Origin of the sequence: Streptomyces sp. NBC_01176 (genome assembly GCF_045039825.1) — a bacterium.
Classification (GTDB): domain Bacteria; phylum Actinomycetota; class Actinomycetes; order Streptomycetales; family Streptomycetaceae; genus Streptomyces.
On record NZ_CP108600.1, the window covers coordinates 5,173,513 to 5,194,823 of the forward strand.

17 protein-coding genes, 4 tRNA genes and 1 other RNA gene are annotated in these 21,311 nt (G+C 71.9%); 13 read left to right on the plus strand and 9 right to left on the minus strand.

From position 1 onward, the window contains the following. Positions 1-57 precede the first annotated feature (57 nt). The 3 genes from OG199_RS22325 (at position 58) to OG199_RS22335 (ending at position 2,102) form a co-directional block, all read left to right on the plus strand. Entirely contained in the window at positions 58-888 is an 831-nt protein-coding gene (locus OG199_RS22325; protein WP_401807575.1) for a hypothetical protein, read from the plus strand. Further along, a complete protein-coding gene (locus tag OG199_RS22330) occupies positions 885-1,259 on the plus strand; it encodes a winged helix-turn-helix domain-containing protein (protein WP_401807578.1) in 375 nt (124 codons plus the stop codon). Before OG199_RS22325 ends, OG199_RS22330 begins: the two co-directional genes overlap by 4 nt. Positions 1,260-1,661: 402 nt before the next feature. Beyond that, positions 1,662-2,102, plus strand: coding sequence for a VOC family protein (locus OG199_RS22335; protein ID WP_405830953.1), 441 nt, complete (start codon positions 1,662-1,664; stop codon positions 2,100-2,102). Between the two features lie 315 nt (positions 2,103-2,417). Here OG199_RS22335 and OG199_RS22340 read toward each other — a convergent pair. Continuing rightward, positions 2,418-2,505: transfer RNA gene (locus tag OG199_RS22340), tRNA-Ser, on the minus strand. 71 nt (positions 2,506-2,576) lie between these two features. Between OG199_RS22340 and ffs the strand changes: the two genes are divergently transcribed. The 6 genes from ffs to OG199_RS22370 all read left to right on the plus strand — a co-directional run bounded on the left by ffs (position 2,577) and on the right by OG199_RS22370 (position 11,744). After that, an RNA gene (gene ffs / locus OG199_RS22345) (signal recognition particle sRNA small type) lies at positions 2,577-2,675 on the plus strand. A gap of 93 nt (positions 2,676-2,768) precedes the next feature. Continuing rightward, positions 2,769-5,114, plus strand: coding sequence for a DNA polymerase III subunit gamma and tau (locus OG199_RS22350; protein ID WP_405830954.1), 2,346 nt, complete (start codon positions 2,769-2,771; stop codon positions 5,112-5,114). Positions 5,115-5,489: 375 nt separating this feature from the next. After that, complete coding sequence (purD, locus tag OG199_RS22355; RefSeq protein ID WP_356802107.1) at positions 5,490-6,767, plus strand: phosphoribosylamine--glycine ligase; 1,278 nt, start codon at positions 5,490-5,492, stop codon at positions 6,765-6,767. Between the two features lie 300 nt (positions 6,768-7,067). Next, positions 7,068-8,945 carry a hypothetical protein gene (locus OG199_RS22360; protein WP_405830956.1) on the plus strand — a complete coding sequence of 626 codons (1,878 nt, stop codon included), beginning with the start codon at positions 7,068-7,070 and terminating at the stop codon, positions 8,943-8,945. A 256-nt stretch (positions 8,946-9,201) separates the two neighbouring features. Next, positions 9,202-10,710, plus strand: coding sequence for a N,N-dimethylformamidase beta subunit family domain-containing protein (locus OG199_RS22365; protein ID WP_266700152.1), 1,509 nt, complete (start codon positions 9,202-9,204; stop codon positions 10,708-10,710). Between the two features lie 134 nt (positions 10,711-10,844). Then, a complete protein-coding gene (locus OG199_RS22370; protein WP_356805717.1) occupies positions 10,845-11,744 on the plus strand; it encodes a phosphoribosylaminoimidazolesuccinocarboxamide synthase in 900 nt (299 codons plus the stop codon). Between the two features lie 55 nt (positions 11,745-11,799). On the opposite strand, the gene OG199_RS22375 is transcribed toward OG199_RS22370, so the two are convergent. The 8 genes from OG199_RS22375 to OG199_RS22410 all read right to left on the minus strand — a co-directional run bounded on the left by OG199_RS22375 (position 11,800) and on the right by OG199_RS22410 (position 16,702). After that, positions 11,800-11,875, minus strand: a tRNA-Gly gene (locus OG199_RS22375). A gap of 22 nt (positions 11,876-11,897) precedes the next feature. After that, a complete protein-coding gene (locus OG199_RS22380; protein ID WP_356805715.1) occupies positions 11,898-12,545 on the minus strand; it encodes a response regulator transcription factor in 648 nt (215 codons plus the stop codon). Beyond that, a complete protein-coding gene (locus OG199_RS22385; protein ID WP_356805713.1) occupies positions 12,542-13,918 on the minus strand; it encodes a histidine kinase in 1,377 nt (458 codons plus the stop codon). The genes OG199_RS22380 and OG199_RS22385 overlap by 4 nt, the downstream gene beginning before the upstream one ends. Positions 13,919-13,940: 22 nt before the next feature. Then, positions 13,941-14,741, minus strand: a complete 801-nt coding sequence (locus OG199_RS22390; protein ID WP_401807596.1) for an ABC transporter permease — start codon at positions 14,739-14,741, stop codon at positions 13,941-13,943. After that, the gene (locus tag OG199_RS22395) at positions 14,738-15,760 is read right to left on the minus strand and encodes an ABC transporter ATP-binding protein (protein ID WP_356805709.1); all 1,023 of its coding nucleotides are present in this window, start codon (positions 15,758-15,760) and stop codon (positions 14,738-14,740) included. The genes OG199_RS22390 and OG199_RS22395 overlap by 4 nt, the downstream gene beginning before the upstream one ends. 243 nt (positions 15,761-16,003) lie before the next feature. Continuing rightward, a tRNA-Gly gene (locus OG199_RS22400) sits at positions 16,004-16,079 on the minus strand. 67 nt (positions 16,080-16,146) lie between these two features. Further along, positions 16,147-16,218 (minus strand) — tRNA-Gly (locus OG199_RS22405). Between the two features lie 166 nt (positions 16,219-16,384). Continuing rightward, positions 16,385-16,702 (minus strand): Lsr2 family protein, encoded by a 318-nt coding sequence (locus OG199_RS22410; RefSeq protein ID WP_266700146.1) that lies wholly within the window; start codon positions 16,700-16,702, stop codon positions 16,385-16,387. Positions 16,703-17,063: 361 nt separating this feature from the next. Between OG199_RS22410 and purS the strand changes: the two genes are divergently transcribed. The 4 genes from purS to OG199_RS22430 all read left to right on the plus strand — a co-directional run bounded on the left by purS (position 17,064) and on the right by OG199_RS22430 (position 21,226). After that, on the plus strand, positions 17,064-17,330 hold the full coding sequence (gene purS, locus OG199_RS22415) for a phosphoribosylformylglycinamidine synthase subunit PurS (RefSeq protein WP_266700145.1): 267 nt from the start codon (positions 17,064-17,066) through the stop codon (positions 17,328-17,330). After that, a complete protein-coding gene (gene purQ, locus OG199_RS22420) occupies positions 17,327-18,007 on the plus strand; it encodes a phosphoribosylformylglycinamidine synthase subunit PurQ (RefSeq protein WP_356805707.1) in 681 nt (226 codons plus the stop codon). The genes purS and purQ overlap by 4 nt, the downstream gene beginning before the upstream one ends. After that, on the plus strand, positions 18,004-20,280 hold the full coding sequence (gene purL / locus OG199_RS22425; RefSeq protein WP_405830959.1) for a phosphoribosylformylglycinamidine synthase subunit PurL: 2,277 nt from the start codon (positions 18,004-18,006) through the stop codon (positions 20,278-20,280). The genes purQ and purL overlap by 4 nt, the downstream gene beginning before the upstream one ends. A 112-nt stretch (positions 20,281-20,392) precedes the next feature. After that, on the plus strand, positions 20,393-21,226 hold the full coding sequence (locus tag OG199_RS22430) for a sterol carrier family protein (RefSeq protein ID WP_405830961.1): 834 nt from the start codon (positions 20,393-20,395) through the stop codon (positions 21,224-21,226). The last annotated feature ends 85 nt before the right edge of the window (positions 21,227-21,311 follow it).

Below are 21,311 nucleotides of genomic sequence, written 5' to 3' on the forward strand. Positions count from 1 at the left end.
GACCATTGGCGGTCCGCTCGCGAACGCTGCCGAAGCGCCTGGCCACAAGGGGGACAAATGGGAACATCCGTACCGAGCGGCGCGGGATCGGAACCGAGGGCGGCCGCGGCCGCCTTGCTGGCTGCGACGGAAGGCCTCCGGGCGAGGACCCGCACGCAGACCAATGGGGCATGGACTCCCCTCCTTGGTTTCGGGCTCCTTGCGCTGGCAGCCGTTCCGGTCGCCCGGTACGCCTTCAACTTCGGGGCGCACGGGCGCGACATCGGGTCCTATCCGGCCTTTGCCTACGCCGAGCTGACCGGCCTGTGCGTCGTCCACGAACCGGGGACCCCCTGCCTGGAGGGCGAGTTCGACGGAGCCGTCCTTCGCTTCGCGGCATGGGGCGTGTGGTTCGCGCTCCTTCCCCTCGCATGGTTCGTCCTCGCCCGCTGGTATCGCCTGCGCGGCGAGGCCCGGGGCGTCGTCCCCCGGCGCGGCATGTGGGTCCGCGTGACCGCCGCATCCACCACCGTGATCACGGCAGCTCTGGTGGCGCTGTTGTTCGGCAAGGACCAGTCGTGGGAGGCCGTGCTGCTGGAGAACAGTTACGCCTCCCCGTGGTACCTGGTCGGCATCGGACTTCTCGCCCTCGGAATTGCCGAACGCAGTGGGATCGCCGCGGCGGCCGGCACCGTTCACGCCCTGCTGCTCACGGGGTACCTGGGAGCCTCCTGGGGCAGCGGATGGCTTCCCTGGCAGCACCCCGCCCACCCCGGCTGGGCGGACGGACCGCAGGTCAAGGCCTTTCTGCTCGCTGCTGTCCTGCTCCTCGCGGGTCTGTGCGAGTGGACGGCGGCCCGCCGCCGGGGCGCGCCCGGTGGCGCAGTTTTGGGTACGGTCGTCCCATGAGCGTCGACGACTCGACCGCTACGCAGGACGACCAGGAGGAACTGCATCCCACCCAGGCGCTGGACGACACCGTTCACCAGCGCGTGCGGCTCGGCGTCCTCACCGTTGCCCGCGAAGCCGCCCGGGTCGAGTTCAGCTTCCTGAAGAAGCAACTGGCCGTCACCGACGGAAATCTCTCCCGGCACCTGAAGGTGCTGGAGGAGTCCGGAATGATCACCGTGGAGAAGGGTTACGCCGGTCGGCGCCCCCGAACATGGGTAAGCCTCACCCGCGAAGGCGCGCAGGCCCTGGACGCCGAACTCCGGGCCCTACGTGCACTCGTGCTACGCCTTGAGGCTCCCCGCCCCGTGCCCGGCACACCCGACGCGTGATCACCGCTCTTAGCAGCGAGGCTGGGAGATCACAGGCATGACCTGGGTGGGAATCCCTGCCTCGGGCAGGGTGGGGCGGTACGCACTCTGGAGAACCTCGATTCCGGTCGGTTCCGTCGGTTCTGGCACGGAGGGAGCCCCACCCGTCCTGATTGACGGGTGGGGCATCGAAGCGGTCCGTGCAGCCGCCTCCGGCCGAGGCCTACCGCGGCCGGCGCTGGGGAACTTCACGTGATTCCCCGGCGGCAGCGTCAGCTTCCCCGCCCAGACGTTCGAGCCCGATGCCAGAACGGCAGGATTCCGGAGTCCGGCGGTCCGCGGATGTCGAGAACGTGTCACCCGCTCCGTCCCAGGGACTGAGGCGGCCACCACCGGCCGCACGTGGAAGAAGGAGAAACCAGCATGGCGATTCAGCGGATGGACAACGTCGGCATCGTCGTCGAGGACCTGGATGCCGCCATCGCGTTCTTCGTGGAACTCGGCATGGAGCTGGAGGGCCGGGCGGAGGTCAAGGGCCCCTTCGCCGACCAGTGCACCGGACTCGACGGCGTCCACTGTGACATCGCGATGGTCCGGACCCCGGACGGCCACAGCCGGCTCGAGCTGGCGAAGTACCGCAGCCCCGCGGTGATCAGTGCCGGGCCGCGCGACCGGCCGCACAACATTCTGGGCACGCACCGCGTCATGTTCGCCGTCGACGACATCGAGGACACCGTCGCCCGCCTGCGCCCTCACGGCGCCGAACTCGTCGGGGACATCGCCCGGTTCGAGGACAGCTATCTGCTCTGCTACCTCCGCGGCCCGGAGGGCGTCATCGTCGGCCTGGCCGAGCAACTGCGCTGAGAAGGAGCGTCCGGGACGGACCGCTCCGTGACGCTCGTCACATGGCGGCGACCGTGCTCCTGATCGTCGGCGTCCGGACGTCGTGGTCGACGCGGTCAATGGGACGGGAGTCCGGCGGAGCGGCCCGGATGCGCGCTCGGTACACGCACGTCACGGGCCCGATGCTCCGGGAAGGCCGCGCGGCAGGTCGGACAGGCCCTCCGGGAGCCGTCCGGGGCCGAAGGAAATACCCGCTGAGACGGAAACCGAGGCGGACAACGTCGAAGGGCCCCACCGCGAACGGTGGGGCCCTTCGAGTCGTGCCCGGTGAGGCACTGGCGGAGGATACGAGATTCGAACTCGTGAGGGGTTGCCCCCAACACGCTTTCCAAGCGTGCGCCCTAGGCCTCTAGGCGAATCCTCCGCGGCAAACAATACAAGACGTTGAGGAGTGCTCGCGAACTCGTTCCCCCCGCTCGGATCGGGTACTGTGAGCGCAGCCCCTCACGTGGCGCTATCTGACTGAACTCCCCCAGGGCCGGAAGGCAGCAAGGGTAGGTTGGCTCTGGCGGGTGCGTGGGGGGCGCTTGCGTCTGCCGGGGATGTGAGGGCGAGCCGTCCCCGCTTGCCGGACGCTGTCATCGCGGGCGGTCCTTGTTGTCAGTGGGCGCCTATAACCTCGTATGTGTGTCGTCTCTCGCGCTGTACCGCCGCTATCGCCCGGAGTCGTTCGCCGAGGTCATCGGGCAGGAGCATGTCACCGACCCGTTGCAGCAGGCGCTGCGGAACAACCGGGTCAATCACGCGTACCTGTTCAGCGGTCCGCGCGGGTGCGGCAAGACCACCAGCGCGCGCATCCTGGCCAGGTGCCTCAACTGCGAGCAGGGGCCCACGCCGACGCCCTGCGGGGAGTGCCAGTCCTGCCGCGACCTCGCACGCAACGGCCCGGGATCCATCGACGTCATCGAGATCGACGCCGCTTCGCACGGTGGTGTCGACGACGCCCGTGACCTGCGAGAGAAGGCGTTCTTCGGGCCCGCGAGCAGCCGGTACAAGATCTACATCATCGACGAGGCCCACATGGTCACGTCGGCGGGTTTCAACGCGCTGCTGAAGGTCGTCGAGGAGCCGCCGGAGCACCTCAAGTTCATCTTCGCCACCACCGAGCCCGAGAAGGTCATCGGGACGATCCGGTCCCGTACGCACCACTACCCGTTCCGGCTGGTGCCCCCGGGGACCCTCCGCCAGTACCTCGGCGAGGTCTGCGGACATGAGGGCATTCCCGTCGAGGACGGGGTGCTGCCGCTGGTCGTGCGGTCCGGCGCGGGGTCCGTGCGTGACTCCATGTCCGTCATGGACCAGCTCCTCGCGGGAGCGGCGGACGCGGGTGTGACCTACGCCATGGCCACCTCGCTCCTCGGCTACACGGACGGGTCGCTGCTCGACTCGGTCGTCGAGGCGTTCGCCTCGGGGGACGGCGCCGCGGCCTTCGAGGTCGTGGACCGCGTGATCGAGGGGGGCAACGATCCGCGGCGGTTCGTCGCCGACCTGCTGGAGCGGCTGCGCGACCTGGTGATCCTGGCGGCCGTGCCCGACGCCGCCGAGAAGGGGCTCATCGACGCCCCGTCCGACGTGGTGGAGCGCATGCAGGCCCAGGCCGGGGTCTTCGGCGCCGCCGAGCTCAGCCGCGCCGCCGATCTCGTCAACGAAGGACTGACGGAGATGCGCGGCGCCACCTCGCCGCGGCTCCAGCTCGAACTCATCTGCGCGCGCGTGCTCCTGCCCGCCGCCTATGGGGACGAGCGGGCCCTCATGGCCCGGCTGGACCGTATCGAGCGCGGGGTGAACTTCGCCGGCGGTGGCGCCCCCGCCATGGGGTATGTGCCCGGTCCCGAGGTACATGGAATGGCGGCCGCGGCCCCCGGAGGCCCCGGGGCTCCGCCGTACGGCGGCCCCGCCGCGGCCCGGGCCGCCGTACGGGCGCAGGGTCCCGGCGGCGCGGGCTCCGAGGGGCACGGGGGGTACGACACCGCCGGTGCCGGCGGCGCCGCTCCGGCGCAGGGTGCGGGCGCTCCCGCCCCGGCCGCACCCGCCGCCGCGTCCCAGGCCCCCACGCCGACCACCCCCGCCCCGACCACCCCCGCCCCGACGAGCGAACCGGCACCGGCACCGGCGCCGGCCGCCGCGGCAGCTCCGCCGGCGGGACCCGCGCCCGGTGCGTGGCCCACCGCGACGGCCGCCGGCAGCGGCAGGCGGCCCGGTGGCTGGCCGACGCCGGCTTCCGCGGGCGGCGGGCAGGCCCCGGCCGCGCCCGCGGCACCCCCGACGCCTTCGGCTCCCACCGCCCCCGGCACCCCGGCGGCGCCCGCCGCCGCGCCGATGCAGGCGCCCCCGGCCGATGGACCCGACCCCCGCGTGCTGTGGCCGAACATCCTGGAGGCGGTCAAGAACCGCCGCCGCTTCACCTGGATCCTGCTCAGCCAGAACGCCCAGGTGACCGGCTACGACGGCACGACGCTGCAGATCGGCTTCGTCAACGCGGGCGCGCGGGACAACTTCGCGAGCAGTGGCAGCGAGGACGTTCTCAAGCAGGCGCTGTCCGAGCAGTTCAACATCCAGTGGAAGATCGAGGCGATCGTCGACGCCTCGGGCGGCTCGGCACCGCCGCCGATGACGGCACCCGGCCCCGGGTTCGGCGGCGGTGGTGGTGGCGCAGGCGGCGGTGGCGGGTACGGCGGTGGCGGTGCCGGATACGGCGGGGCGCCGGCCACACCGCGTCCCGCGACCCCGCAGTCGCCGGCCCCGGCCTCGCGCCCCGCCGCGCCGCAGGGGCCGCCCGCGGGCCAGGCACCGGCCGCGCCCGCGTCGAGACCCAGCGGACCTCCCGCCCCCGAGCCGCCGCCCCCGGTGGCCCCCGAGGACGACATTCCCGAGGACGACGACCCCGACCTCGACGAGTCCGCTCTCTCGGGCCACGACCTGATCGTCCGCGAACTGGGGGCGACAGTGGTCGAGGAGTTCTCGAACGAGTAGCCCGGGGCCCTGCCCCGAGGCCGGCCACGGTCGCGGACCCACGACCGTCCGAGCCACGGTTGCTGTCCACTCCCTGCCAGGACCCAGGACCCAGGACCCAGGACCCAGGACCCAGGACCCAGGACCCCGAGACCCCCGGCTCCGAGACCCCCGGCTCCGAAACCCCGGCCCCGAGACCCCGGCCCCGAGACCCCCGGCCCCCGGACCCGACCCGGACCCCGGGACGCACAAGAACCCCAGGAACCCGAGGTCCCTCAAGACCCCCAGGAACCCCGGCAACCCCAGGACCGCTTGGAGGATCCCACCAACTCCGCCGACCCCCCGCCTCGGAAGCCCCCACAAAAGGCACGCGCCCCCGGCGGTTAGGCTGACCCCGTGAAGGTCCTTGTCATCGGCGGCGGCGCCCGCGAACACGCCCTGTGCCGTTCCCTGTCCCTCGATCCCGCCGTCACCGCCCTGCACTGCGCCCCCGGGAACGCAGGCATCGCGGACGTGGCCGAGCTGCGCGCGGTCGACGCCCTCGACGGTGCCGCGGTGGCCGCGCTGGCCACCGAGCTCGGTGCCGAGCTGGTCGTCGTGGGCCCGGAGGCACCGCTCGTCGCCGGGGTCGCCGACGCCGTGCGCGCCGCGGGCATCCCCTGCTTCGGCCCCTCCGAGGAGGCCGCGCAGCTGGAGGGCTCCAAGGCCTTCGCCAAGGACGTGATGGCACGGGCGGGCGTTCCGACCGCCCGCTCCTACGTCTGCACGGCCCCCGAAGAGGTCGACGAGGCGCTGGACGCCTTCGGCGCCCCCTACGTCGTGAAGGACGACGGCCTCGCGGCCGGCAAGGGCGTCGTGGTGACCGACGACCTCGCGAAGGCCCGGGAGCACGCCAACGCCTGCGATCGCGTCGTCATCGAGGAGTTCCTCGACGGCCCCGAGGTCTCCCTCTTCGCGATCACCGACGGTGTGACCGTCGTCCCGCTGCAGCCCGCCCAGGACTTCAAGCGCGCGCTGGACGGCGACCAGGGCCCGAACACCGGCGGCATGGGCGCGTACTCGCCCCTCCCGTGGGCGGACCCGAAGCTGGTGGAAGAGGTCATGGAGACCGTCCTCCAGCCGACCGTCGACGAGCTGCGCCGCCGCGGCACCCCGTTCTCCGGGCTTCTCTACGCGGGCCTGGCGATCACGAGCCGCGGCGTACGGGTGATCGAGTTCAACGCCCGCTTCGGCGACCCCGAGACGCAGGTGGTCCTCGCCCGTCTGAAGACCCCGCTGGCCGGCGTCCTGCTCGCCGCCGCCGAGGGCACGCTCATCGACCTGCCCCCGCTGCGCTGGAGCGACGACGCGGCGGTCACCGTGGTCGTGGCCTCGCACAACTACCCGGACACCCCGCGTACCGGTGACCCCATCACCGGGCTCGACGAGGTGGCGGCCCAGGACGCCCCGCACGCGTACGTCCTGCACGCCGGGACGAAGTACGACGGCGACGCGGTCGTGAGCGCCGGGGGCCGCGTGCTGTCCGTCACGGCGACCGGCACCGGCCTCACCGAGGCGCGCGCCCGCGCGTACACGGCGGTCGCCCGTATCGGCCTCGACGGTTCCCAGCACCGTACGGACATCGCCGCGAAGGCCGCGGCCGAATCCTCGGCGGGGGCCGCGGCGACGGCGTAGCCCCCGGTCCTCGACCTGCCCCTGGGCCCCGGATTCTGTACGGAATCCGGGGCCTGATCATTGCCCACGGTCATCCACCTTTCCCCAAAGCCATTCCATCGAGTGAGCGATGCCCCAACCGCCTGACGGGGACCGAGGCCCCAACTAGGGTGCGGCGAAAGCATTCCGGCACTTGGCCCACCGGCATTGCGATGTCGGTGGCGGGTGCCACAGTGGGGGAGTGAGCAAAGCCAGGGCATCCGCCGGCGCGGGCTGTGCAACAGCCCCGTACGAGCGGACAGTAGGGGGTGACCTCCGGTCGTGACCGGTATGGGTGTGGAGGTGGGCGCGCAGGCCGCGCGCTCCCGGGCTCTCGCCGTGCTGCGGATCCGCAGCCGCGCGCTGGCCGTAGCCCTGCTGCCCGCGGCTGTCGCCGTCGTGCTGCTCGTCGGCGGCTCGACCGGCCACATCACCGGCGGGGCGTGGCCCGTCACGCGCTGGGTCGTAGCGGTCCTCGCCGGCCTCGTCCTCCTCGCGGCCGCGGGCATCGCGCTCGTCGTCGCCCGCGCCCGTCCCGCCGTGAGCCCCACGGTCCCGGTCGCGGAGGAATCCGCCCCCGACCTGTACCGCATGGTCCGGGACCTGGCCGACCGCCTCGACGTCCCTCCCCCCTCCGCGATAGCGCTCACCCCGGACTGCGACAGCTGGCTGGAGGACCGCACCCACCCGGCGCACGGCCCGCCGCCGCCCGAGGCCAGGGATGAGATAGCGGGCGTACGAGGAGCCTCGGCGCACGTCCGCCGCAGCCCCGCCGCTCCCGTCCTCGTCATCGGCTCGCCCTTCCTGTGGTGGATGCGTGTCGGTGAGCTGCGCGCGGTCCTCGCCCCGGTCGTCGCCGGTACGGGCCCCTCCGCGCACCCCGACATAGCCGCGGCCCGCCGCTTCGTACGGGGGCTGGACGCGGCCGTGGCCGTGACCTCGGCGCCCGCCCACGGTCCGGTGGTCCGCACGGTGCTGGCCGGTGTCGGCTGGGTGACCCGCCTGCTGCTGCGCAGCTGCCGGGGGCACGCGGCCGAGATGGAGCGGGGAGTGGCGGCAGCCGCGGCCGAGCGCGCCCAGGCCGTGGACTACGGCCTGCGGATCGTCGCCCAGGAACAGGTGGGCCTGGCCTACGCCGGCTGGGACCGACTGCTGAACCGCGTCGCGCTGCCCGCCTGGCGGATGGGCCGCTGGCCGTCCCGGCTGGACGCGGGTGTCGTCGCGGCCCTCACCGAGCTCTCCCGCCGCGACCGGCTGGCCGAGGGCTTCACCTCGCGCCTCGGCGAGCGCCCCGCCTGCGACCTGCTCGAAGAGCCCGGCACGGTGGACGAGGCCGCCTCGCTGCTCGCCGCCCGGCTCTTCCACGGCGGGCCCGCGGAGACCGGGCCCGACTGGGCTCCGGTGGACTGGCAGGAGTATCCGGACGAGGTCGTCGACCGCACCTGGCGGGCCGACGCCGCCCGCCTGCACCGGGTCCTGGACGCGCTGGGCGTCCGCCACTCCTCGGACCCGACGGTGCCCGACCGTGGCGGCCCGACACTGGCACGCGTCCTGGACCATCTGACCGCGCCGCCGAACGACAGCGACGCCGGCGCGGACACCGGTATCGGCGCGGGCACCGACGCCGACACCGGCCCGCGCGCCGCCTCCGGGACGACCCCCGAGCCGGATTCCGTTCCCTTCGTCACCAAGCGGCGCGGAGCGTACGAACGGATGGGCGCGGACGAGGACGACGGCGATCTCGGCCTCGGGAGCGAACGGACGGCGGCGCTCGCGGCCGGGCTCAGCGCGGAGCTGGCCCGGGACGAGGCGGCGGTGCCGGCCTCCGTACCGAGTGGCGGTGCGGAGCAGCCGGGGCCCGACCTGGCGTTCTGGGAGGACGGGATGCTGCCGCTCTTCCCGCTCCAGCCGCCGCGCACCGGACGCGAGCTGCTGGCCGACCACGTCACCGCGATGGTCTGCTGCGCGGCGATGGACACCGCGGGCGCGGCACCCGGGCTCGACTGGCTCGACGGACCGTCCCTCCTGGTCGGCGGGGTACGCGCGGCCGATCTGGGCCCCCGCGTCCTGACCCTGGTCGAGGACGGGGACCCGGCACCCCTCCGGGACTGGCTCCGCCGCCTCGGTGTCCGCCCGGAGAAACCGGTCCGGCTGGTCTGAGCACGACGGCGACGCGCCGGTGCCGAGCCGAGTACCGTGCTCGGCACCGCGGGAGTGGGACCCTTCCCACTCACCCCGGTCCGGATTCTCCCGCCCGGGTCCGGATTCCCCCGTTCCGTTCACGTCAATTCGCGACGAACGGTGACGGAGTGCGTGCGTAATGTGATGTGCTGGGACCGATCGCGCGCCGGGCGGAGACTCGCGCGCCGGGCAGAGGTTGACGGAACCGACGGGGGCACGAGGGAGGGGAGCAGGCATGGGATCGGAGCAGATCCGCCGCTGGGAGTCGGGAGCTCTCGCGCACGCCGTGACGGACCCCTTCGGTCAGGGACCCGTTCCCTGGCTCCGCGGCGACGAGCAGTACTTCGACGACACCGGGCACGTCGTCCCCTGGTACATCGACCACGCCCCCGGCGCCACCCTCCTGCGGGACGCCACGAAGCCGGTGCGGGGTGCCATTCCCCAGCCCAGGATCGGGGGCCCCCGCTCCGCGGACGACGTGCACCGCCAGATCAAGGGGTTCGCCTCCAACGGCGCGGCCGCGCCGGGCGAGGCCATCGACTTCCACGTCACCGTCGACCCGCCCCAGGAATTCAGCGTCGACATCTACCGCATCGGGCACTACGGAGGCGACGGCGCCAGCAAGATCACCACCAGCCCCCGCCTCTCCGGGATCGTCCAGCCCCCGCCGCTCACCGCCGACAGAACCGTTTCCTGCCACCACTGGTGGCTGTCCTGGCGCCTGCAGATCCCGAGCTACTGGAACATCGGCGCGTACGTGGCCGTCCTGACCACCGCCGACGGGTACCGCTCCCACGTCCCCTTCACGGTCCGCGACAACCACCCCGCCGACCTGTTGCTCCTGCTCCCGGACATCACCTGGCAGGCGTACAACCTCTACCCGGAGGACGGCCGCACGGGCGCGAGCCTCTATCACGCCTGGGACGAGGACGGCCGGCTCCTCGGCGAGGCGGACGCGGCGACGACGGTCTCCTTCGACCGCCCGTACGCGGGCGCGGGCCTCCCCCTCCACGTCGGCCACGCCTACGACTTCATCCGCTGGGCCGAGCGCTACGGCTACGACCTCGCCTACGCGGACGCCCGTGACCTGCACGCCGGCCGCGTCGACCCCACCCGTTACCGCGGCCTGGTCTTCCCGGGCCACGACGAGTACTGGTCGCCGGCCATGCGCCGCACCGCGGAACTCGCCTGCGGAAACGGCACTTCGCTGGTCTTTCTCTCCGCCAACACCATGTACTGGCAGGTGGAGTTGGGCCCCTCGCCGTCCGGTGTCGCGGACCGCCTGCTGACCTGCCGCAAGCGCAGGGGCCCCGGAAAGCCGTCGCTGTGGCGGGAGATCGACCGGCCCGAGCAGCAGCTCATCGGCATCCAGTACGCGGGCAGGGTCCCCGACCCCCACCCCCTGGTCGTCCGCAACTGCGACCACTGGCTGTGGGACGCCACCGGCGCGCACGAGGGCGACGAACTCGAGGGCATGGTCGCGGGCGAGGCCGACCGCTACTTCCCCCGCGCCCCGCTGCCGGAGCACGACGGCCGCATCCTCCTCGCCCACTCCCCGTACCGGGACAGCGAGGGCGCCGTCCGTCACCAGGAGACCTCCCTCTACCGAGCGCCCTCCGGCGCGCTGGTCTTCGCGTCCGGGACGTTCGCCTGGTCCCCGGCCCTGGACCGGCCGGGCCACGTCGACACCCGCGTCCAGCGGGCCACGGCCAACCTCCTCGACCGCATCTGCAAACGCGACTGAGCGGGCACCGCACCGCGCACCCGCCGCGCACCCCGCGCGGCACCATCCCGCGCCCGTCCGGGCACCCCGTGGCCGGAGCCGCTCTCCGCATACGGGAGAATCGAGTCACTTGGACAGAAATACGGGGAGGAACCGTGTCCGGATTCGTCGAAAAGCCCGAGCCCCTCCAGGTCCCGGGTCTGGTGCATCTGCACACCGGCAAGGTGCGCGACCTGTACCGGAACGAGGCGGGCGACCTCGTGATGATCGCCAGTGACCGTCTTTCCGCCTACGACTGGGTACTGCCCACCGAGATTCCCGACAAGGGCCGGGTCCTCACCCAGCTCTCCCTGTGGTGGTTCGACAAGCTCGCCGACCTCGTCCCCCACCACGTCCTGAGCACCGAACTCCCGCCCGGCGCCCCCGCCGACTGGGCCGGCCGCACCCTGATCTGCAAGTCGCTGCGGATGGTCCCGGTCGAGTGCGTCGCGCGTGGTTACCTCACCGGTTCCGGCCTGTTGGAGTACGACGCCTCCCGTACGGTCTGCGGTCTCGCCCTGCCCGAGGGTCTCGTCGACGGCTCCGAACTCCCCGCGCCGATCTTCACCCCCGCCACCAAGGCCGAGGTCGGCGAGCACGACGAGAACGTCCCCTACGAGGAGGTCGCCCGCCAGGTCGGCGCCGAGACCGCGGCCCAGCTGCGTCAGACGACCCTCGCCGTCTACGGCCGCGCCCGTGACATCGCGCGTGAACGCGGGATCATCCTCGCCGACACCAAGTTCGAGTTCGGCTACGAGGACGGGACCCTCGTCCTGGCCGACGAGGTGCTGACCCCGGACTCGTCGCGCTTCTGGCCGGCCGACGCGTGGGAGCCGGGCCGTGCCCAGCCGTCCTTCGACAAGCAGTTCGTCCGCGACTGGCTGACGTCCGCCGAGTCGGGCTGGGACCGCAGGAGCGAGCAGCCGCCGCCCGCGCTCCCGGCGCATGTCGTGGAGGCGACCAGCGCCAAGTACATCGAGGCGTTCGAGCGGCTGACCGGCACCAGCTGGAGCTGAGAAAGCGGGTCGGCACACGAAGAAGCCCCCGGCCGGAGGCCGGGGGCTTCTGCACTGGAGCGGACGACCAGGTTCGAACTGGCGACCTCAACCTTGGCAAGGTTGCGCTCTACCAACTGAGCTACGTCCGCATGCGCTGTGGTGCGAGAGCAACTATACCCAACCTCGCCGCCGTGCGAGACGCACCGCCGCGTGCCGATTCTCCGCCCCGAGTTTGGAGACGGCGGACGACAGATAGTTCCGTACCGTCCCCTGCGACAGCGCGGCCCGTTCCGCGATCTCCGCGACGGGCGCCCCGTCGGCGGCGAACTCGAGCACCTCGGCCTCCCGCGCGGTCAGCGGGGAGTCCCCGGCGGAGATCGCGTCGGCGGCCAACTCCGGGTCCACGTAACGGTTTCCCGCGTGCACGGTGCGGATGATCTCGGCGAGCCGTTGCGCGCTGACGGTCTTGGGGACAAATCCCCGTACACCTGCCGCGAGCGCCCGCTTCAGATGACCCGGCCGCCCATGGCTCGTCACGATCAGCACCCGGCAGCCGGGCAGTTCGGCCCGCAGCGATGTGGCCACGCTCACACCGTCCGCCCCCGGCATCTGGAGGTCGAGCACGGCGACATCGGGAACGTGCGCCCGTGCCATGGCCAGTGCCTCGGGCCCGGTCGCCGCCTCGGCGACCACCACGAGATCGTCCTCCAGGGCCAGCAGCGCGGCGAGCGCTCCCCGGATCAGATGTTCGTCGTCGGCGAGCAGCAGACGGACGGGGGATACGGGCGGTACGGGTGACGGGGACGGTACGTGCGTCATGGTCTGACCTCGTTCACTCGGCGCGGCGCGGGCACCACCGGCAGATCCGGCTCCGGCAGATCCGGCTCCGGCTGACTCGCCACGGGGTGACTCGCCTCCGGCCGATCCGGCCCGGACGGATGCGGAAGCGGCACCTCGGCCGTCAGACGGAACGTGCCGGCGCCGGCCGGCCCCGCCCGCAAGGTCCCGTGCAGCTCGGTCAGCCGCTCCCGCAGGCCCACGAGCCCGGAGCCCCCACCGGATCGGGAGCCTTCGCCGGACCCGGCGCCTTCTCCCGCTCCGGAGGCGGCGGCGACCGCGTCCGGCACCCCGTCGTTCTCCACCGTGAGGGTGACTCTCCCGTCCGCCGCCCGCAGCGAGACCCCGCACCGCCGCGCGTCCCCGTGTCGCAGCACGTTCGTGGTCGCTTCCCGTACGACCCAGCCGAGCGCCGACTGAACCTGCGCGGGAAGTCCCGTCGCGGAACCGGTCACCTCGCAGGTGATGCCGGCGGCCTTCAGCACACCCTGCGCGCCCGCGAGTTCGACGGTGAGGTCGGCCTCGCGGTAGCCGCGCACGACCTCACGCACCTCGCGCTGGGACTCCCGGGCTATCCGCTGCACCTCGGTCATCTGGTCCACGGCCTCCGGCCGCCCGCGCCGGGCCAGCTGGACGGCGAGTTCGCTCTTCAGCGCGATCACCGCGAGGTTGCGGCCCATCACGTCGTGCAGATCGCGTCCGAAGCGCAGCCGCTCCTCGGCGACCGCGAGGCGGGCCCGGGTTTCGCGGGCCGCGTCGAGTTCGTACACGGCGTTGAGCAGCCAGACGGAGAAGGCGGCCGTGAAGGCGAGGAATCCGGCGGTGAGCAGGACCGTGCCGGCGATGGCCAGCGCGGCGGGGCCGGGGAAGCCGAGCGGGAACGACGCCGCTCCGGCACCCACCGTCGCCCCGACCACCACATGGGCCATCCGGCGCCGGTCCCGCGTGCCGAGCGCGAGTGTCCCGGTGCCGAAGGCGATGACGCCGACGAACATCGAGGCGCCCTGGCGTACCTCGACGTCGGTCGCCGGACGCCAGTCCGTGCCCGAGAGGGTGAGCGCCACCACGGCGACCAGAGCGGTGACCACCGCCAGCGCGGTCAGCATCCGCCGGGGGCGGTCTCGGGTGCCGCGTACCCAGTCCAGCGCCCGCGAGGCGGTCGCCGCGCAGAGCACGGAGTGCCCGCACACCAGCGCGAACAGCCACCAGGACAGCGTGCCGGCCACGTTCGCGAACAGCGGCAGTCCGATCGAGGTGATCTCGATCAGGGCGAAGAAGTGGAACGACCACCGCGTGTAGGTCTCCACCTTCGCCGGTGTGCTCTTGCCCTGCCACCAGCCACCCGGCCTGCTCATGCCGACCTCCGAGGGTCCGTGGTCACCGGCGCGGCTCCCAGCGGAACCACCGCCGTACAGCAAACACCGCGAACACGATCCAGGCCACCGCCGTCCCGACGGCGCCCAGGGCGTCGTGCGCGGACAGGCCGCCGGTCCAGCCGCCGCGGACCAGGGTGATCACCGGGGTCAGGGGCAGCAGTTCACAGGCCGAGGCCAGTGCGCCGGGCATCATCTGGAGGGGGACGAAGGTGCCCGAACCGAGCAGGGACAGCAGAATCAGGGGCATGGCGGTCACCTGGGCGCCTTCCACGCTCCTGCTGAGGCTCGCGGTGACGGCCGCGAGCGGAGGCCACATCGCCAGGCCCAGAAGCAGCCCCAGGACGGCGAGATGGGGGGCTTCGGGTGCCCCGACGTCCAGCAGGGCGGCGCACGCGACGGTCAGGGCCAGGCACTGGACGAGACCGATCGCGACCGAAGGCAGGGCAGCGCCCGCGAGGATCTCCGCGTCCCGCGGTTCCCCGGTGCGCAGCCGCTTGAGGACGAGCTCCTCGCGGCGGGCCGCGTACACGCTCACCAGCGAGCTGTAGACCGCGAAGAGGAGGGAGAAACCGACGGAGGACGGCAGGACGACCGACCCCACCGAGAGTCCGGTGCCCTTCAGGTCCATCTGGTCGACGGTCGAGCGCAGGCTGAACGGCAGGGCCAGCGGCACGATCACGGCAGCGGCGAGTGTCGCCTTCGTTCGCCCCAGCAGGGTCAGCTCGGCGCGTGCGAGCGCCGCCATCCGCCCCGCCGTGGTGGTGGTCCCCGTCCGGGGGTCGGTCATGGTCGCCGCGCTCATGCCACGGCCTCCTTCTCCGTCGTCGCCCCTGCGTCACGGTCACCGGAGCCGGCCCCGGTCCGGGAACCGGCACCGGAGTCCCCGTCGGCCCCGGACGCGTTCCGCGCGATCCGCAGGAACGCCTCCTCCAGCGAGGCCGACCGGACGTCGAGTCCCCGCAGTTCGACCTGTTCGTCCTGGGCCCACAGCAGCAGACGGGTCGCGGTCCGCTGGAGTTCGTCCGTACGCAGCCTGACGGTGCGGCCCGTCGTCTCGTGGTCGGTCACGCCGAGCGTGCCGAGCGGCGGCAGGTCCCCGAGGAAGTAGCCGGCGGGCAGTTCGAAGGAGATCCGGGACGGCTGGGAGGCGGTCACCTCGGCGGGGGTGCCGGAGGCCGCGATGCGCCCTTCGTGGAGGACCGCGAGCCGGTCGGCCAGCTGCTCCGCCTCCTCCAGATAGTGCGTGGTCAGCAGCACGGTCGTGCCGGTGTCGCGGAGCTCCCGTACCAACTCCCAGGTCTCCCGGCGCCCTTCGGCGTCCAGCCCGGTCGTCGGCTCGTCGAGGAAGAGGACCTCGGGGCGGCCGAGGAGGGCGAGCGCCAGGTCCAGGCGCCGCTTCTCGCCTCCGGACAGCTGTTTCACCCGTACGCGGGACCGCCGTGTGAGACCGACCAGGTCGAGTGCCTGGGCGGTGGGCCGGGCTCCGCTCGTGCAGCCCGCCCACATCCGTACGGTCTCCGCGACCGTCAGTTCGGAGGGGAAGCCGCCCTCCTGCAGCATCACGCCGATCCGGGGCCGGACCACGGCGCGTTCCTCGTACGGATCGTGCCCGAGGACCCGGACCCGTCCGCCGGCCGGCGGGGCGAGGCCTTCCAGCAGTTCGACCGTGGAGGTCTTGCCCGCGCCGTTCGTCCCCAGCAGTGCGAAGAGTTCACCGCGGCCCACGGAGAAGGTGACTCCGCGCACGGCTTCGAAATCTCCCCCGTACACGCGCCGCAGATCGGTGACCTCAATCACGTCATCGTGCTCGTTCGTGTTCATGAGATCAGCGTCCCCGCGGACCGGACGCGGCAGCAGTGCGCGGTGTCATCACTCCGCATGACAAATGTCAGACGCCAGCCTGCCGGTGCCTTCCCGCTGTTCCTTCTCACCGGGCTCCACCGGCACGGGTCTTCGGCACGAGCTTTCAACACACGACCTGGGCACGGGCCTTCGGCGCATGCGGCAGCCGCGCATCGGACATACGAGAAAGACCCCGGTCGGCTGACCGGGGTCTTTGCTTCCTGGAGCGGACGACGAGGCTCGAACTCGCGACCTCAACCTTGGCAAGGTTGCGCTCTACCAACTGAGCTACGTCCGCATTTGCCCCCGACCGGCTTTCACCGATCGGTGCGAGCACCACCCTACCTGATCGATAGGGCTTGCAGAGCGGGTGACAGGAATTGCACACTGCGCCTTCCCCCTGGAAGGGGGATGTTCTGCTACTGAACTACACCCGCGTGACTCCTCGGGGTTCGGGCCTTTCGGCCTTGCCCCTCGGCGTGTTCCAGACTCTAGCTGATCACCTGGGGGTCTGCGCAAGTCGGTTGTCGCCAGGGCCCGCTGACGGGCCCTCGCGGGCACCCCCGGCAGTGGGGGCGCCCCGGCACGGAGGGAGCGCGGGCCTCAGTGCGCCTCGGCGAACGCCTCGTAGACCTTCTTGGGGATGCGGCCGCGCGGCGGCACGTCCAGCTTGTTGGAGCGGGCCCAGGCGCGGACGGCGGCCGGGTCGGGCGTCAACGCGGTGTGCGTGTAGGCCTTCCCGGACTTCGACTGCTTGCGGCCGGCCTCGACGTAGGGCGCGAGGACCTTACGCAGTTTCTTGGCATTGGTTGGATTGAGGTCGATCTCGTACGACTTGCCGTCGAGTCCGAAGGCGATCGTTTCCGCCGCTTCCGAGCCGTCGATGTCGTCAAAGAGAGTGACCACGACACGCTGCGCCACGAATATCGGTCCCTTCGCGCGGCACCTCTGCGATCACACCCCATGACGTGCGCTGACGCCACGGAGTTGTCGGGGAGATGCCGACTGTCCGGCTGTTATTGGGCAAAGTATCGGCTATTGCCAATTCCTTTGTACAGTGCCGGGCATTGCATTGTGAAGTCCGACTAAATCCTTCCGCGTGTCAGGAGGCAATGGGGTCCCACCGCTCTTCTGCGGTTTTTCCCAGGATTTTCCGTGCAGGCCCCCGCGTCGATGCGGGATCGTGATCGGGCTCACGTAGGATTCTACGAATCTACGCGGGTAGAAATTTTGTACGGGTAGTCTGAAGGGACCTGCTCAGCACCACACACCGGGAGTGCCAGTGGCACGCGTCGTAGTCGACGTCATGCTCAAGCCGGAGATCCTCGACCCCCAGGGCCAGGCGGTGCAGCGTGCACTGCCGCGTCTCGGTTTCGAAGGCGTCTCCGACGTACGTCAGGGAAAGCGATTCGAACTGGAAGTGGACGGACCGGTCGACGAGGCCGCCCTCGCCCGCATCCACGAACTCGCGGAATCCTTCCTCGCCAACACCGTGATCGAGGACTTCACCGTGAAGGTGGAGGACGAGAAGGTGGAGGCAGGAAAGTGACCGCTCGTATTGGAGTCGTCACTTTTCCGGGCAGCCTCGACGACCGTGACACCCAGCGCGCGATCCGGCTCGCGGGCGCCGAACCCGTCGCCCTCTGGCACAAGGACAAGGACCTCAAGCAGGTCGACGCCGTGGTGCTGCCCGGCGGTTTCTCGTACGGCGACTATCTGCGGGCCGGCGCCATCTCGCGCTTCTCGCCCGTGATGGAGACCGTGATCGCCGAGGCGAAGGCCGGAATGCCGGTTCTCGGCATCTGCAACGGCTTCCAGGTCCTCACCGAGGCGCACCTCCTGCCCGGCGCGATGCTCGGCAACAACCACCTCCACTTCATCTGCCGCGACCAGAAGCTGCGGGTGGAGAACGCGGGGACGTCCTGGACGGCCGACTACGCGTCCGGCCAGGAGATCCACATCCCGCTGAAGAACATGGACGGGCGGTACGTCGCCGACGAGCGCACGCTCGACATGCTGGAGGCGGAGGGCCGGGTCGTGTTCCGCTACCTGGACGTCAACCCGAACGGCTCGCTGCGCGACATCGCCGGCATCACGAACGAGGCGGGCAACGTCGTCGGTCTGATGCCGCACCCGGAGCACGCCGTCGAGCCCCTCGTCGGCTCCGGCCGCACCGACGGCCTCCCCTTCTTCACCTCGATCCTCAAGAAGCTGGTCACCGCATGAGCCGCACGCCTCTGGACACGGTCGAGAACGCGGCCGCGACCCCCGACGTCGAGCTGCCCTGGGCCGAACTGGGCCTCAAGAAGGACGAGTACGAGCGCGTCGTCGAGATCCTCGGCCGCCGCCCGACCGGCGCCGAGCTCGCCATGTACTCCGTGATGTGGTCCGAGCACTGCTCGTACAAGTCCTCGAAGGTGCACCTGCGCCAGTTCGGCGAGAAGGCCCCGCAGTCCGACGCGCTCCTCGTGGGCATCGGCGAGAACGCCGGTGTCGTCGACGTCGGCCAGGGCTACGCCGTCACCTTCAAGGTCGAGTCGCACAACCACCCGTCGTACGTCGAGCCCTACCAGGGCGCGGCCACCGGCGTCGGCGGCATCGTGCGCGACATCATCGCGATGGGCGCCCGCCCGGTCGCCGTCGTCGACCCGCTGCGGTTCGGCGCGGCCGACCACCCCGACACCAAGCGCGTCCTGCCCGGTGTCGTCGCCGGCATCGGCGGCTACGGCAACTGCCTGGGCCTGCCCAACATCGGCGGCGAGGTCGTCTTCGACTCCTGCTACCAGGGCAACCCGCTCGTCAACGCCGGCGCCATCGGCGTCATGAAGCACGAGGACATCCACCTCGCCAAGGCGTCCGGATCGGGCAACAAGGTCATCCTCTACGGTGCCCGCACCGGCGGCGACGGCATCGGCGGCGCCTCCATCCTGGCCTCCGAGACCTTCGACGACGCCAAGCCGTCGAAGCGTCCCGCCGTCCAGGTCGGCGACCCCTTCCAGGAGAAGCTCCTCATCGAGTGCACCCTGGAGGCCTTCGCCGAGAAGCTGGTCGTCGGCATCCAGGACCTCGGCGCGGCCGGTCTGTCCTGCGCCACCTCCGAGCTCGCCTCGAACGGCTCCGGCGGCATGCGCGTGACCCTGGACGACGTACCGCTGCGGGACTCGACGCTCTCTCCCGAGGAAATCCTCATGAGCGAGTCGCAGGAACGCATGTGCGCGGTCGTCGAGCCGGAGAAGGTCGACCGGTTCCTGGAGATCTGCGACAAGTGGGACGTCATCGCCACCGTCATCGGTGAGGTCACCGACGGCGACCGGCTGGAGATCTTCTGGCACGGCGGCAAGATCGTCGACGTCGACCCGCGCACGGTCGCGCACGACGGCCCGGTCTACGAGCGCCCCTACGCCCGCCCCGAGTGGCAGGACGCCCTCCAGGCCGACGACGCGAACAAGCTGCCGCGTCCGGCGACGGGCGAGGAGCTCAAGGACCAGGTCCTCCGGCTCGTGAGCTCCCCCAACCAGGCCTCCAAGTCCTGGATCACCTCCCAGTACGACCACTTCGTGCAGGGCAACACCGTGCTGGCGCAGCCCGAGGACTCGGGCATGATCCGCGTCGACGAGGAGACCGGACTCGGCGTCGCCATCGCCACGGACGGCAACGGCCGGTACGCGAAGCTCGACCCGTACACGGGTGCGCAGCTCGCGCTCGCCGAGGCCTACCGCAACGTCGCGACGACCGGTGCCAAGCCGCTCGCCGTCTCCGACTGCCTGAACTTCGGCTCGCCCGAGGACCCGGCCGTCATGTGGCAGTTCGCCGAGGCCGTCCGCGGTCTCGCCGACGGCTGCCTGCAGCTGGGCACCCCGGTGACCGGCGGCAACGTCTCGCTCTACAACCAGACGGGCGAGGCCGCCATCCACCCGACCCCGGTCGTGGCCGTGCTGGGCGTCATCGACGACGTCGCCCGCCGCACACCGGTCGCCTTCCAGGAAGAGGGACAGCTCCTCTACCTGCTCGGCGACACCCGCGAGGAGTTCGGCGGTTCGGCCTGGTCGCAGGTCGTCCACGACCACCTCGGCGGGCTGCCTCCGCAGGTCGACCTGGAACGCGAGCGGCTGCTCGGCGAGATCCTCATCTCCGCCTCCCGCGACGGCATGATCGACTCGGCGCACGACCTGTCCGACGGCGGTCTGATCCAGGCCGTGGTCGAATCGGCGCTGCTCGGCGGCAAGGGCGCGCGACTGGTCGTGCCCGACGGTCTCGACGCCTTCACCTTCCTCTTCTCGGAGTCGGCGGGCCGCGCGGTCGTCGCCGTCCCGCGCTCGGAGGAGCTGCGCTTCAACGACATGTGCGGCGCGCGGGGCCTGCCCGTCACCCGTATCGGTGTCGTCGACGGGACCGAGTCCGACGCGACCGCGGTGGTCGAGGTGCAGGGTGAGTTCGCGCTCCCGCTGACGGAGCTGCGCACGGCGCACGAGGCGACGATCCCGGCGCTCCTCGCGTAGCACCGCGGGCCGTACCGACCTCAAGGCCCCGCCCGGGCAGCGGAATTCCGGGCGGGGCCTTCGCGCGCCCGGGCCCCACGCCCGTGTCCGTCCACCGCCTACTCTGGGGATCATGCCTCCGGCCAGGAAACGCCCCCGCGCCTACGACCCCGCCAAGACGCGCGCGGCGGTGCTCGCGCAGTTCGGACACGTGCGTGACGGCGTACGCGACCTCGACGAGGAGCGGCTGGCGCGGTCCTCGGGCCTCGGGGACTGGAGTGTGCGGGAACTGGCCGCGCACATCACGACGGCCCTGGAGAACGTCAGCCGGAACCTCGACCTGCCGGAACCCGCGGGCAGGGAGGTCACGCTGCTCGACTGGCCGTTCGCCACCGCCGGGCGGGCGGGCGACATCGCCGACGGCACGCGCCGCCTGGCCGCGGACCACCCCGACCTCGACGCGCTCTACGCCCGCACCGGGGAGCGGTACGCCGAGCGGCTGGCCACCGCACCCGACGGCCGGCTGCTCGCCACGCTCCCCCGGACCCCCGGCTCCGACCGGGCGGCCGGTGCCCCCACCGGCGCCATGACCCTCGCCGACTACCTCGTCACCCGCACGGTGGAACTCGTCGTGCACACCGACGACCTGAACCGCGCCGCCGGGACGGACATCCCCTTCGACCGGCAGGCCCTGGCCACCTGCACCCGGCTGCTGGCCGACGCGCTCGCCGTGAAGGCGCCGGGCGCGTCGACGGAGGTGCGGATCCCGCCGTTCGCCGTCGTGCAGTGCGTGGAGGGTCCCCGGCACACCCGGGGCACGCCGCCGAACGTCGTCGAGACGGACCCGCTGACCTGGATCCGGCTCGCGACGGGACGCGTGGAGTGGCGGACGGCGCTGGACGAGGCCACGGTCGGCGCGAGTGGGGAACGGGCGGATCTCGCGCCGCTCCTGCCGCTCATGGGCTGACCCGCACCCTCGCCACCGGACCGGCGCGGGACCCGTGAGTCCGCTGCGGTGGGCCTTGCGCGCCCGTCGTGGCGCGCGCCCTGTG